We start from the raw sequence: 13,725 nt of genomic DNA on the forward strand, positions 1-13,725 counted from the left end.
CTCGAGGGGCTAGGCACTTTGGCTAGACATTACTAAAAAAATAACAACCTACTTGAGAGGTTGTTATTTTCGGTTATTCATTAGTTGTTGGTAGTGTATCATCATCTGACTTTTTATCAATTGAATAATAAAGAAGACCACCATCGATTTCTTCTAGTGCTTTACCAACTGATTTAAAGGATACAGGCTTCTGTACCATTCCATCATTCTTTTCTTGCATGACTCTTGCCCTTTTAGCAGCAACTGTCACAAGAGTATATTTAGAATTTAATTTATTTAATAATGAGTCAATAGATGGGTTTAACATTAAAAATCAACCTCCAGCATTTGTTTATAGCGTCTTGCTACACGATCACGGCGACAATGTTCAGCTGTAACAATCGCATTAATTCGATTGCAAGCAAGCTCAACTTGATCATTTTCTACAACATAATCGTAGGCGTCCATCATTTCTCAATTTCTTCTTTAGCAACCATCATTCTGTTCAGAATTAAATCATCAGTTTCAGTACCCCTCGTAACGATTCTGTTCTTTAATTCTTTCAGACTTGGTGGCGCTAAGAAAATGAACAAACCTTCTGGGAATGCTTTTCTTACTTGAAGTGCACCTTGAACTTCGATTTCTAGAAAAACATCTTTCCCTTCTTGTAAGGTTGATTCAACATAATCAATTGGGGTTCCATAATAGTTCCCAACATACTCTGCCCATTCAAGAAGCTTGTTGTTTTCAATTAATACCTCAAATTCTTCTTTCGTTTTAAAGAAGTAATCGACACCGTCTACCTCGCCCGCGCGAGGCTTTCTTGTCGTCGTTGAAATGGAATATTGAAATTTTGTATCTGGCTGTGAAAAAATCGCTTTTCGGACAGTTCCTTTTCCCACACCAGATGGACCAGATAAAACAATTAGTAAACCTCTTTCTTTCATTCGTTCTTAACCCTACCCTTCGTCTGTTAGCTCATCTTCTTTTGATAGTCTTTGTGCAACTGTCTCTGGCTGGACTGCAGATAGGATAATATGGTCACTATCCATAATCATAACTGCGCGTGTCCTTCTTCCATATGTAGCATCAATAAGCATTCCCCGATCTCTGGCATCTTGAATAATTCGTTTAATTGGAGCAGATTCGGGACTAACAATTGAAATAATTCTGTTGGCCGAGACAATATTCCCAAATCCGATATTTATTAATTTGATTTGCACTTAATCTCCCCCATTATGTACCCCTCTATTTTTGCCGCGAAAATGGCTTTATAATCAAGCTTATTCGATATTTTGTACTTGCTCTTTTATTTTCTCTAGTAAGCTTTTCATTTCCACTACATGTTTTGCAATTAAAGGATCATTTGCTTTTGAACCAATTGTATTCGTCTCCCTATTCATTTCCTGAACGATAAAATCAAGTTTTCTGCCAATTGGATCATTTGTTTGTACGGCTTCCCTAAATTGACTTATATGACTTTCAAGTCGTGTTAGCTCTTCACTGATATCAGCTTTTTCCGCAAATAATGCAACCTCTGTGAGGACTCGATTTTCCTCAAATTCATTTCCCACATATTCTTTAATTCTTTTTTCAATACGGTCACGATATTGAGTAACTACTTTTGGTGCGTATTCCTTAATCAAATATACATTCTCTTCAATTTGTAATAGAAATGAAAAGATATCTTCGATTAGTTTCCGTCCTTCCGTTTCCCTCATTTGTATTAATTGAATTACTGCATTTTCAATGACCTCAATGACGGTTGATTCTAGTTCTTGATTTTCCATTTCTTTTTCTTCGATTGAAAGAATTTTTTCATTAGAGAGTAGCTGTCCACTTGTGAGTTGATCGGTAAGTTGGTATTTTTCTTGGATTTGCTTCGTTGACGAAACAAGTGCCTCTAATAAATCCCAGTCAATGGAGATCGTTTTGGTAACAAGGCCTTCGCCTTCAATTGTAAGAAATACCTCGACCCGTCCTCTTTTTACATGCTCCAATATAGCTTTTTTTATTTTATCCTCAAGAAACAGTAGTTGTCTAGGTAATCTTATGTTGATTTCACAGAATCGATGGTTAACAGATTTCAGCTCTGCATGAACAGAGAAGTCATTCGATTCTTTTTTGGCACGCCCAAAACCTGTCATACTTGCAATCATCATATCACTTCCAATCTGACTTAACAGGTATATCGCTTATGTATACGTTCGAAGTATGCATTTTTTATTTTACCATTGTTTTCTAAAATCGAATAGTTCTTAACAAAAAACCAAAGCGCAAGCACCTTGAAAGTGGAACATCGACTAACTACTGCCACGTCCTGTGGCAAACGTCGATGTCAGCACTTCCTCGAAAATGCTATGCATTTTCTTCGTGCGATGTTTATGCTCTCGAAGTTTTCCTTGTCCTGTGCAAGTCAGACAAGCACAAGACGAGCTGGCTAGAAGGTTGTTCTTTGACCTTCTTGACAGATTGGATTGTGACCTCGAGGGGCTAGGCGCTGGAGCTAGACGAACGAAAAAAGGTAATAGAGTATGAACTCCATTACCTCATGAATTATAACATAGTTTTGTATCTAAATTCCAAGTCTCATGCTTTTTTAGGCACGAGCAGTTGAACGCTTGCTTGTTAATAAAGATCCTGCTAATAGGAATGTTGGAATTGCGGACATTCCGATCACTAGGAGCCAATCTCTTGGTGCAATAGCATATGTCTTGAAGATTGGTTGTAGTGGCGGATAGTAAATCACAACCAGCATTAATACAAGTGATGAAATAACCGCCCAAACTAAATACATATTTTGGAATGGGTTTCGGTGGAAAATGGACCGTTCACTCCGACAATCAAATACATGTATTAACTGAGCCATAACAAGTGTTGCAAATGCGATTGTTTGCGCATAACCTAAATTATTTGGATCCCGATGGTACACCACCACGAAGGCAGCTAGTGTTGCGATACCGATTAAGAATCCGCGGCTAATAATTTTCCAGCCCAATCCTCTAGCAAAGACCCCTTCTTTTGGATGTCGCGGCCCATGTTTCATTAAATTACCTTCTGGTTGATCAAGTCCCAGAGCCATTGCTGGTAATCCGTCTGTTACAAGGTTAACCCAAAGAATTTGGATCGGTACGAGTGGCAATGGAAGACTCATTAACATGGCAAATAACATAACAAGAATTTCACCGACATTGGAAGCTAATAAATAACGGATAAATTTTCTAATATTTTCATAGATATTTCGACCTTCTTTAATTGCCGCTTTAATCGTTGCGAAATTATCATCTAGCAATACTAATGATGATGCTTCTTTCGCTACATCTGTTCCGGTAATTCCCATTGCAATTCCGATATCGGATGCTTTAATTGCAGGAGCGTCATTTACCCCATCACCCGTCATCGCAACGATATGTCCCCTGCTTTGAAGGGCTTTAACAATTTTAAGTTTATGTTCAGGTGATACCCTTGCATATACATAGACATCATCAACAATGGCCTCTAGTTCTTCGACATCCATTTTTGAAAGAGCATATCCATCTAGTACTTTACCACCAGCTGGTAGAATCCCAAGCTGAGTAGCGATTGCTTTAGCTGTAATGAGATGATCACCAGTTATCATAATTGTCTTTATTCCTGCATCCTTACACTCTTTAACAGCTGCTTTTACCTCTGGACGTGGAGGATCAATCATCCCTTGAATTCCAATAAAGGTTAAGTCACTTTCTGCCTCACGTTCAGATGTTAATTGTTGATTGGGTCTTAGCGGTTTAAAGCCAACCGCAATCGTCCGGAGGGCATTTGAAGCTAAATCTTCAATCGCATTTTTAATATTATTCTCGTACTCTATTGATAATGGTTGTTGTTTATGATCCCAAAGGACCGATTTACTTATGCCTAGTAAGACGTCTGGTGCACCTTTTGTCACGACAAACTGATTTCCTGCCTTGTCCTTGACAATGACACTCATCATTTTTCTTGCAGAATCAAACGGGAACTCATCAACTATATCAAATTGCCCTGCTAGAAATTCATTTGTTAGTCCTGCCTTAATGCCCGCTACCAAAAGAGCTCCTTCTGTCGGGTCACCATCTACAACGATTGTCTCATCTTTTCGCTTTAATGAAGCGTTATTACATAAAACGCCAAAGGTTAATAATTGTTGAAGTGTTTTATGATCGGAGGGCTTGATTACTTTTTCTCCTGCAAAAAATTCACCTTTTACATCATAGCCTGTACCTGATACAGACCACGTTTTGCCACCCGACCATAGATGTGTAACTGTCATTTTATTTTGAGTCATTGTACCGGTTTTATCGGAGCATATGACCGAGGCACAGCCTAATGTTTCAACAGCTGGTAATCGACGTACAATTGCATTTTTCTTGATCATACGTTGAACACCTAATGAAAGTGCAACTGTAACAATTGCAGGGAGCCCTTCTGGTATTGCAGCAACAGCCAATGAAACTCCCGCTAGGAACATTTCATACAGTTCATGTCCATTAATAACACCTACGACGACGACTAAAAGGGTTAATATTAATGCAACTGTTATTAAGATTTTCCCTAGCTGTTCTAATCTTCTTTGCAATGGTGTAATCATCGCTTGTGCTGATTGTAGAAGTTCTGCAATTTGACCCATTGCTGTATTCATACCCGTTCCAACTACGATACCCACCCCACTGCCACGCGTCACCATCGTTCCCATAAAGGCCATATTTTCTTGGTCACCAAGTGAAACGTCACCTTCACGAATCGGTTCAACATGCTTTGTGACAGGAACAGATTCCCCTGTCAGGGCAGATTCTTCAATTTCTAGACTTTTCACATCAACTAATCGAAGATCTGCTCCAATCCGGTCGCCACTGGTGAATTTAATAATATCACCTATAACAAGTTCTTTTGAAAGAATGCGAGCCCATTCATTATTTCGTAATACATTCACTTGAGGTGCAGATAGCTCTTTTAAGGCTTGAAGCGATTTTTCTGCTTTTCGTTCCTGGAAAAAACCTAAAAACCCATTGATTAAAACAATTGCCATAATTGCGATGGCATCAATGTATTCCCCTAACAACCCGGAAACAAGAGTTGCAGCTAGTAATACAAGCACCATGAAATCTTTAAACTGAGCTAAAAAAAGCAAAATTGCTGAAGGGCGTTCCGCTTCCTTCAATTCATTATATCCAAATTGCTTTTGTCGCTGTTTTACTTCTTGGTCGGTAAGACCATTAGAAAGGCTTGTATTCACTTTTTTTTCGACCTCTTCTGATCTAAGCTCATACCACTTCATCCGTCTTTTACACACCCCTCACAATAAACATAATCAAATGCGCCTTGGCGTATTTGCGCCCGATTTTTAGGCCCACACGATGTGGGTCATGAAGACGTTGCCACAGGATGTGGCGTCTTTAGTCTTCGATCTTACTGCTCGAAAAATTTCCTTTGAAAATCGTGGCATCCGCCGGAGGCTTGGACTCAATTCATCAGAAGTGGCCGACTTCTGATAAATTGAGTACTACTTCTATGAAAGCTTATTCAGTCTCGTCCAAAAAAATGCTATACTTTTTATTAGAGACCGATTTGTTGGTGCAGTTAGAAACGCGCAAGGTGCCTGATTATCGGCGACCAGCACAAGACAAGCGCTGACAGAAGGCGCAGTTTGCCTTCAGTAGCGATTGGATTGTGACCTCGAGCCAATGGCGCCTGGGGCTAGACACCAAAACTAATACTTAGCTTATTTAGTTTCTTATTGATATAGAAAAGAGGATACATAAATGACATTCGATGGGATATTCACTAAGCAAATAGTGAATGAATTACAGCAAACACTTGAAAGTGGAAGAATTTCAAAAATCTATCAACCATATAAAAATGAATTAATTTTTCAGGTTCGTTCAAATGGTAGGAATCATAAGCTATTGCTTTCTGCTCACCCTAGTTACGCCCGTATTCATGTGACAAATGAATCATATGATAATCCAAATGAGCCACCGATGTTTTGTATGTTGCTCCGCAAACATCTTGAGGGAAGCATTATAGAAAATATCCGTCAGATAGACATGGACAGAATCATCATCTTTGATATTAGAGGTAGAAATGAACTTGGTGATGTATCACTAAAACAACTAATCATTGAAATTATGGGCAGACATAGTAATATCATTCTTGTTGATACGGAAAAACGGATCATTCTAGACAGCATAAAACATGTTTCACCGGCAGTCAATCGTCACCGCACTGTGTTACCAGGATACACATATGTTGCACCACCAGCCCAAGAAAAGACAGATCCTTTTACAGTCGATGAAGAAGCATTTTTGAAAAAAATAGATTTTAATGCTGGTAAAATAGATCAACAAATTGTTAATAAATTTTCTGGCCTTTCCCCGCTTTTTGCAAAGGAAGCTGTTTTTCGAGCAGGGATAGCCAACCGTAAAACACTGCCAGGACCCTTTTTATCTATGATTGAGAACTTAAAACAAAATCAAATTACACCGCAAATCATCACAAAAGGTCATAAGGATTATTTCTATATTCTTCCTTTACATCATATTGACGGCGAGGCTAAAGAATTCCCATCGATAAGTGAAATGCTTGATCGTTTTTATTTTGGCAAAGCAGAAAGAGACAGGGTTAAGCAGCAAGGAAACGATCTAGAACGGTTTATCGTCAATGAAAAATCGAAAAATGAGAAGAAAATTAAAAAACTTGAAGCAACATTAGTAGAATCAGAAAAAGCAGAAAAATATAAGCTATTTGGTGAGCTCTTAACAGCAAATATGTACGCGATAACGCGGGGCGATAAAGAAGCCAATGTGTTAAATTACTATTCAGAAGACAATGAGATAGTAAAAATCCCATTAAACCCTCAGAGAACACCATCGGAAAATGCACAAAGCTATTTTTCAAAATACCAGAAGGCTAAGAATGCGGTTATCTTTGTCAAACATGAAATCGAGAAGGCCAGTGAAGAAATCACCTATTTTGACTCACTCCTTCAGCAAATTGAATCCGCCGCACCAAAGGATTTACAGGAAATTCGTGAAGAGCTTATGGAGGAAGGTTACCTTAAAATGAAGCAACAAAAAGGTAATAAAAAAATGAAGCCTACGAAACCGTCTATTGAGCATTATGAAGCGAGTGATGGAACAGAAATCCTTGTAGGAAAAAACAATAAACAAAATGATTATTTAACAAATAAATTTGCAGCAAGGGATGATATTTGGCTTCACACGAAAGAAATTCCAGGATCGCATGTCATTATTAGAAGCAAACAACCTTCACAAGAGACAATACTTGAGGCTGCGACAATTGCTGCTTATTTTAGTAAAGCTAAAAACTCCTCATCTGTTCCGGTCGATTACACATTAGTACGTTATGTCAAAAAACCAAATGGTTCAAAGCCCGGTTATGTCATCTATGACAATCAACAAACCGTATATGTTACTCCAGAAGAAGATTTAATAGTAAAGCTACGAAAATAACTATAAAAACCCTAGGATCACACCTAGGGTTTTTGTGTTTTTATTAAGCTTTGGTAGTTAACCATTCCCCTGGGTTTTTACGCCAGTTTTGTAGGCTTTCAATATCCTTTTCTGACACGACATTTTTTTCTAAAGCGACATCAATTAACGTTGGATAATCTGTTAATGTATGTGCGCTAAGATGTGCCATATTTAAACGTTCTGCCGCTGTTGGTAGTTGATACGAGAAAATTGCCGCGATGCCCAGTACTTCACAGCCTGCTTCACGAAGTGCTTCAGCAGCAGTTATTGCACTACCACCTGTTGAAATAAGGTCTTCAATGACCACTACTTTTTGTCCCTTTACTACCTTACCTTCAATTTGATTTCCTTTTCCGTGTGCTTTTGCTTTACTGCGAACATAGCACATCGGTAAATCTAAAACATCACTTACCCATGCAGCGTGAGGAATTCCTGCTGTTGCAGTTCCAGCTAAAACTTCGACTTCAGGATAGTGAGTTTGGATTAATTCAGATAGTCCCTTAGCGATTTCCCTTCGAACATGTGGAAAAGAAAGGGTTATTCGATTGTCGCAATAAATAGGAGATTTCAATCCTGAAGACCAAGTAAACGGTTCATTCGGCTGTAAAAATACCGCACCAATTTCTAATAAACGTCCTGCTATTTCTTTACTCATACTCTTACCCCTTCCCATGCAGCTTTCATCTGTTTATATGTTTGTAATGGGTTAGTTGCGCGTGTGATTGAACGACCAACCACGATCGCTGTTGAGCCTAATTCTCGCGCTTTTTCAGGCGTAACAACGCGTGCTTGATCGCCAATTTCATCACTTGCCTGACGGATTCCTGGTGTAACAGTCATAAATGTGTTTCCTAGTCTATTGTTAATGACTGGAACTTCAAGGGAGGAGCAGACCACTCCGTCCAATCCGCTTTCTTTCGTTAATGCTGCATATTCCACAACTACATCTAATAAATTTCGTTCTATGAGTAATTCTTTTTTCATCACGTCTTCAGTTGTGCTTGTAAGTTGAGTGACGGCAATACACTTTGGTCTTGATTGTCCAATGACTGTTCCAGCTTCTAGTCCTTCTCTTGCTGCTTCCATCATCTTCCGCCCTCCTGCAGCATGCACATTGACTAGGTCAACGCCAAGTCCTGCAAGACGCTTCATGCTGGAATATACGGTATTTGGAATATCATGAAGCTTTAAATCTAAAAAAATAGAATGACCTTGCTCTTTTAAAAAATGAATGACAGATGGTCCATCTTGATAATATAATTCCATTCCAACTTTTACGAAAAGCTGTTCCTCCCCGAAAGCTGTTAGAAAACCTTTGGCATCTGTTAGATTTGGAAAATCCAGCGCGATTATTAGTGGTCGGTGCATTACTTCCAGCTCCTTCCCTGACATTCAGAAATATGCTCAAATCCATATTTGTCTAGTAAACTTGGTAGCTCATCAATGATTGTTGGGCAGACAAGTGGATCGACGAAGTTTGCAGTACCCACTGCGACAGCACTTGCGCCAGCATAAAAATATTCAAGCACATCTTCAGCCGATTGAACGCCTCCCATGCCGATAATTGGAATCGACACAGCCTGACTCACTTCATGAATCATGCGAATCGCAACAGGTTTGATAGCTGGACCTGATAATCCACCTGTTTTATTTGCTAAAATTGGATTCCCAGTTTTAAGGTCAATGCGCATTCCGATTAACGTATTGATCATAGTTAAACCATCTGCACCCGCTGCTTCAATTGCTTTTGCCATTTCTACGATGTTTGAAACATTTGGTGATAATTTTACATAAACCGGTACACTTGATACTTCTTTCACATACCGCGTAAGCTCTGCCGCAACCTCCGGGATCGTACCGAAAGCAATTCCCCCTGTTTTAACATTCGGACACGATATATTTAATTCGAGTGCATGAACATTAGGTGCTTTTGAAATATCTTTTGCTACCTCGACATAGTCTTCAATTTGTGAACCAGCGACATTCGCGATTATCGGCACATCAAATTGCTCAAGCCATGGTAGTTCTTCAGACAGAACCTTCTCAAGTCCTGGATTTTGCAGGCCGATAGCATTTAACATACCTGCACTTGTTTCTGCCACTCGGGGAGTTGGGTTTCCGAATCTTGGCTGTGCAGTTGTTGCCTTAATCATAATTGCACCCAACTTGCTTAAATCATAAAATTGCGAGTACTCTTTTCCGAATCCGAAGCAGCCCGAGGCTGGCATGATTGGATTTTTTAGTGATAAACCTGGTAGCTCAATAAGAAGCCTATTCATAGTACCACCTCTCCAACCTTAAATACCGGACCATCACTGCAGACCTTTTTATAGGAATAGCCATCTGGATCATTCTGAAGATGACAAACACATGCAAAGCATGCACCTATGCCACAGCCCATTCTTTCTTCTAAAGAGATATATGCATTTCGGTCAGGATAGGCATTTTCAAGTGCCTTAAGCATCGGTGTTGGACCACAAGAATAAAGGGTATCAAATGTGATTCCGAAATTAGTGATGACATCTGTCACAAACCCTTTTATTCCAACTGACCCATCAATTGTAGCTATATATGTTTTGCCTAACTCATTAAATTTATCTTCATAAAAGACAGCAAATTTTGATTGGAATCCGAGCACATGGATGACATTTACACCCTTTGCAACTAATTGCTTTGATAATTCATAAAGAGGTGGAACACCAATTCCTCCGCCGACAAGCAATGCGGTTTGCCCTATTTCAACTTCATCAACGGGAAAACCATTTCCGAGGGGGCCAAGGACATCGACTGATTGATCGATATTTTTTTCAGAAAGGACCAGTGTTCCGAGTCCTTCCTTTCGATAAATGAGTGTGCATTCCCCATCTTCATAATTAATATTTGCAATACTAATCGGTCTTCTTAACAGTGGATCGATTCCATCACTAACCTTTACATGAACAAATTGTCCTGGCTCATTCATTTCCTGCACCAACGCCCCTGCTAGTTTAAGCTCAAAAATATCCTCTGCAATTTGAATGTGGCGGACAACCTTCATTTGTTCCTTTTTAATCATGAATGGACCACCTCACGCTTCCCAACGTGAGAACCCATTGATTCACTGGAGAATGTCATTGATTCTAGTACTTTCACGATTGCTTTCGCTGTATCTAATGAAGTTAAACATGCAACTCCATTTTCAACTGTTTCACGGCGAATTCTAAAGCCATCTCTTGCAGGCTGCTTTCCTTTTGTTAATGTATTTATTACGAATTGTGCTTTTCCTTGTCGGATGACATCAATTAGATTAGGTGTTTCTGCACCAATTTTATTTACAACTGTAACTGGAATATTTGCCTTCTGTAAGTAGCTTGCAGTACCACTTGTTGCTAGAAGTTGATAACCAATGGTATGGAAGCGTTTGGCGATTTCAAGTGCTTCTTCCTTGTCTTTATCTGCCACCGTTAATAACACAGAGCCGTAATTTGGAATCGTGATTCCTGAAGCTACTAGGCCTTTGTATAACGCTTTTTCTAATGTATAGTCTTTACCCATTACTTCCCCTGTTGATTTCATTTCAGGTCCAAGGGAAATGTCCACATTGCGAAGCTTTGCAAACGAGAAGACAGGAACCTTCACGTATACTCCTTCACATTCCGAATGTATTCCTGTTGTATAACCTAATGATGGTAAAGATTGTCCAAGAATAACCTTTGTCGCGATATTCGCCATTGGTACGCCTGTAATCTTACTTAAAAATGGTACTGTACGGCTTGATCTTGGGTTTACTTCAATTACAAATACTTCTTCGTTATAGACAACAAATTGAATGTTTAATAGACCGATAATGTTTAAACCTTTTGCAAGTGCAATTGTATGGTCAATGATTTGTTGTTTTACATGCTCTGTTAAAGTTTGTGGTGGGTATACGGCAATCGAGTCACCTGAGTGAACTCCTGCCCGTTCGATATGTTCCATGATTCCAGGAATATACACTGTTTCACCATCTGAAATTGCATCTACTTCAATTTCTTTACCAGTTAAATAACGGTCAATTAGTACCGGATGCTGTGGATTAATCTTCACCGCATTTTCCATATAATGAAGCAGTTCTTCGGTTTGGTAAACAATCTCCATTGCTCTTCCACCTAATACATATGAGGGTCTTACAAGCACTGGGTAGCCAATTGATTCTGCAATCACGACTGCTTCGTCAACTGAAGTTGCTGTTTTCCCTTTAGGCTGTGGAATACCAAGTGAAACAACAGTTTGCTCAAATTTATCTCTGTTTTCAGCACGGTCTAAGTCTTCTAATGATGTGCCAAGAATTTTTACCCCACGCTCATCTAAAGCACTCGCAAGATTGATAGCTGTTTGACCACCAAATTGGACAACTACACCTTCAGGCTGTTCAAGGTCGACGATATGCATAACATCTTCAATTGTTAGGGGCTCAAAATATAGCTTATCTGAAATACTGAAGTCAGTAGAGACTGTTTCAGGATTATTGTTGATAATGATTGCTTCATAGCCTGCTTGTTTAATTGCCCAAACGGAATGAACAGTAGCATAATCAAACTCCACTCCCTGTCCAATGCGAATTGGTCCTGAACCGAGAACAATCACACTTTTTCGGTCCGTAACAAGTGATTCATTTTCATCTTCATATGTTCCGTAGTAATAAGGTGTTGCTGATTCAAATTCAGCTGCACACGTATCAACCATTTTATATACTGGAACAATTCCCGCTTGTTTACGAGTTTCATAAATTTCCATTTCTGTGGTATTCCAAAGCTTTGCAATACTTGAATCGGAAAAGCCTCTCTTTTTCGCAAGTTGTAATGTTTCTAGATCATCAGCATTCTTACGTATAGTGTTTTCAAGCTTAATAATATTTTCAAACTTTTGTAGGAAGAATAGATCAATTTCACACCATTCATGAATTTGCTGGATCGTGATGCCTCGTCTAATTGCCTCTGCAAGATAAAATAAACGTTCATCTCCCGCTTTTCGAATTCTCTTTTCAATTGTTGCAAGATCAGCATTTGTCGCATCCTCAAGTTCAATATGAGCTACATTTGCCTCGAGAGAACGAACGGCTTTTAAAATGGATTCCTCAAAATTACGCCCAATTGCCATGACTTCCCCAGTTGCTTTCATTTGCGTACCTAGTCGGCGGTTTGCTGACTCGAATTTATCAAATGGCCAACGTGGAATTTTTGTAACAATATAGTCGATTGTAGGTTCAAACGCTGCATAAGTCGTACCTGTTACAGGGTTCTTCATTTCATCTAAAGTTAAACCAACTGCAATCTTCGCTGCTAGCTTTGCGATTGGGTAACCCGTTGCTTTTGATGCTAAAGCGGAAGAACGGCTGACACGTGGGTTAACCTCGATAATATAGTAAGTAAAGCTATACGGATCAAGCGCTAGCTGTACATTACAGCCACCTTCTATTCCAAGTGCTCGAATAATTTTTAAAGATGTATGCCTTAATAATTGATATTCACGGTCAGTTAAGGTTTGGCATGGTGCCACCACAATTGAGTCACCTGTATGAATCCCAACCGGATCTACATTTTCCATGCTACATACAACAATTGCATTATCTGCTGAGTCACGCATGACTTCAAATTCGATTTCTTTAAAACCTGCAATGCTTTTTTCTAATAAACATTGTGTGACAGGGCTATTTTTTAAACCGCTTGTTACGATTTCAATTAATTCTTCTTCATTGTTACAAATTCCGCCACCAGTACCTCCGAGTGTGAAAGCTGGTCTAACTATTACAGGATAGCCTACTCTTTCAACAAAACTGTAAGCCTCTTCTAAGTTATGGATAATATCACTGTCTGGCACAGGCTCATTAAGTTCTTTCATTAAGTTACGGAATAAATCACGGTCCTCTGCTTTTTCAATCGCGGAAAGAGTTGTTCCAAGGATTTCAACTCCACATTCTTCAAGAATACCTGATTTTGAAAGCTCTACTGCCATGTTTAAACCTGTCTGCCCACCTAGTGTTGGAAGAATAGCATCTGGTCTTTCCTTACGAATGATTTTACTAACAAATTCTAATGTTAATGGCTCAATATATACTTTATCCGCAATTTCAACATCTGTCATAATGGTTGCTGGGTTTGAGTTCACAAGAATCACTCGGTAGCCTTCTTCTTTCAAAGAGAGGCAGGCTTGAGTTCCTGCATAATCAAATTCAGCTGCCTGCCCAATTACAATGGGACCAGATCCGATTACTAATATACTG

The 13,725-nt window shown here is 39.2% G+C and carries 10 protein-coding genes and 1 pseudogene; 1 reads left to right on the forward strand and 10 read right to left on the reverse strand.

The annotated features are described in order from the left end of the window. Positions 1-73: 73 nt before the first annotated feature. From rpoZ to V7147_RS14855, 5 genes and pseudogenes are all read right to left on the reverse strand, one after another. Positions 74-307, reverse strand: a complete 234-nt coding sequence (gene rpoZ / locus V7147_RS14835) for a DNA-directed RNA polymerase subunit omega (RefSeq protein ID WP_335368617.1) — start codon at positions 305-307, stop codon at positions 74-76. Then, positions 307-926 (reverse strand): annotated as a pseudogene (gene gmk / locus V7147_RS14840) (guanylate kinase). The gene rpoZ and the pseudogene gmk overlap by 1 nt, the downstream one beginning before the upstream one ends. A 12-nt stretch (positions 927-938) precedes the next feature. Next, positions 939-1,202: an extracellular matrix/biofilm regulator RemA gene (gene remA / locus V7147_RS14845; RefSeq protein WP_010282579.1), complete on the reverse strand. Its 264-nt coding sequence runs from the start codon at positions 1,200-1,202 to the stop codon at positions 939-941. Between the two features lie 60 nt (positions 1,203-1,262). Next, the gene (locus V7147_RS14850; protein ID WP_335368618.1) at positions 1,263-2,138 is read right to left on the reverse strand and encodes a YicC/YloC family endoribonuclease; all 876 of its coding nucleotides are present in this window, start codon (positions 2,136-2,138) and stop codon (positions 1,263-1,265) included. A 440-nt stretch (positions 2,139-2,578) separates the two neighbouring features. Next, the gene (locus tag V7147_RS14855) at positions 2,579-5,269 is read right to left on the reverse strand and encodes a calcium-translocating P-type ATPase, SERCA-type (RefSeq protein ID WP_335368619.1); all 2,691 of its coding nucleotides are present in this window, start codon (positions 5,267-5,269) and stop codon (positions 2,579-2,581) included. A gap of 484 nt (positions 5,270-5,753) precedes the next feature. On the opposite strand from V7147_RS14855, the gene V7147_RS14860 reads away from it, so the two are divergent. Next, the gene (locus V7147_RS14860; RefSeq protein ID WP_335368620.1) at positions 5,754-7,463 is read left to right on the forward strand and encodes an Rqc2 family fibronectin-binding protein; all 1,710 of its coding nucleotides are present in this window, start codon (positions 5,754-5,756) and stop codon (positions 7,461-7,463) included. A 43-nt stretch (positions 7,464-7,506) separates the two neighbouring features. On the opposite strand, the gene pyrE is transcribed toward V7147_RS14860, so the two are convergent. Genes pyrE through carB form a run of 5 tightly spaced genes read right to left on the reverse strand, consistent with a single transcriptional unit; the run spans position 7,507 to position 13,721 of the window. After that, positions 7,507-8,139, reverse strand: a complete 633-nt coding sequence (gene pyrE, locus V7147_RS14865) for an orotate phosphoribosyltransferase (protein ID WP_335368621.1) — start codon at positions 8,137-8,139, stop codon at positions 7,507-7,509. Then, the gene (gene pyrF / locus V7147_RS14870) at positions 8,136-8,852 is read right to left on the reverse strand and encodes an orotidine-5'-phosphate decarboxylase (RefSeq protein WP_335368622.1); all 717 of its coding nucleotides are present in this window, start codon (positions 8,850-8,852) and stop codon (positions 8,136-8,138) included. The genes pyrE and pyrF overlap by 4 nt, the downstream gene beginning before the upstream one ends. Beyond that, positions 8,852-9,763, reverse strand: a complete 912-nt coding sequence (locus V7147_RS14875) for a dihydroorotate dehydrogenase (protein ID WP_335368623.1) — start codon at positions 9,761-9,763, stop codon at positions 8,852-8,854. The genes pyrF and V7147_RS14875 overlap by 1 nt, the downstream gene beginning before the upstream one ends. Then, the gene (locus V7147_RS14880; protein ID WP_335368624.1) at positions 9,760-10,539 is read right to left on the reverse strand and encodes a dihydroorotate dehydrogenase electron transfer subunit; all 780 of its coding nucleotides are present in this window, start codon (positions 10,537-10,539) and stop codon (positions 9,760-9,762) included. The genes V7147_RS14875 and V7147_RS14880 overlap by 4 nt, the downstream gene beginning before the upstream one ends. Next, positions 10,536-13,721, reverse strand: coding sequence for a carbamoyl-phosphate synthase large subunit (gene carB, locus V7147_RS14885; protein WP_335368625.1), 3,186 nt, complete (start codon positions 13,719-13,721; stop codon positions 10,536-10,538). Before carB ends, V7147_RS14880 begins: the two co-directional genes overlap by 4 nt. Positions 13,722-13,725 lie beyond the last annotated feature (4 nt).

The sequence above is a fragment of the Bacillus sp. JJ1521 genome, assembly GCF_036965165.1.
Taxonomy (GTDB): domain Bacteria; phylum Bacillota; class Bacilli; order Bacillales; family Bacillaceae_L; genus Ferdinandcohnia.

Coding starts and splice junctions, on each gene's coding strand:
- pyrF (WP_335368622.1), bottom strand. CDS start 8,852: ATGCACCGACCACTAATAATCGCGCTGGATTTTCCAAATCTAACAGAT.
- V7147_RS14860 (WP_335368620.1), top strand. CDS start 5,754: ATGACATTCGATGGGATATTCACTAAGCAAATAGTGAATGAATTACAG.
- rpoZ (WP_335368617.1), bottom strand. CDS start 307: ATGTTAAACCCATCTATTGACTCATTATTAAATAAATTAAATTCTAAA.
- V7147_RS14850 (WP_335368618.1), bottom strand. CDS start 2,138: ATGATTGCAAGTATGACAGGTTTTGGGCGTGCCAAAAAAGAATCGAAT.
- V7147_RS14855 (WP_335368619.1), bottom strand. CDS start 5,269: ATGAAGTGGTATGAGCTTAGATCAGAAGAGGTCGAAAAAAAAGTGAAT.
- pyrE (WP_335368621.1), bottom strand. CDS start 8,139: ATGAGTAAAGAAATAGCAGGACGTTTATTAGAAATTGGTGCGGTATTT.
- V7147_RS14880 (WP_335368624.1), bottom strand. CDS start 10,539: ATGATTAAAAAGGAACAAATGAAGGTTGTCCGCCACATTCAAATTGCA.
- V7147_RS14875 (WP_335368623.1), bottom strand. CDS start 9,763: ATGAATAGGCTTCTTATTGAGCTACCAGGTTTATCACTAAAAAATCCA.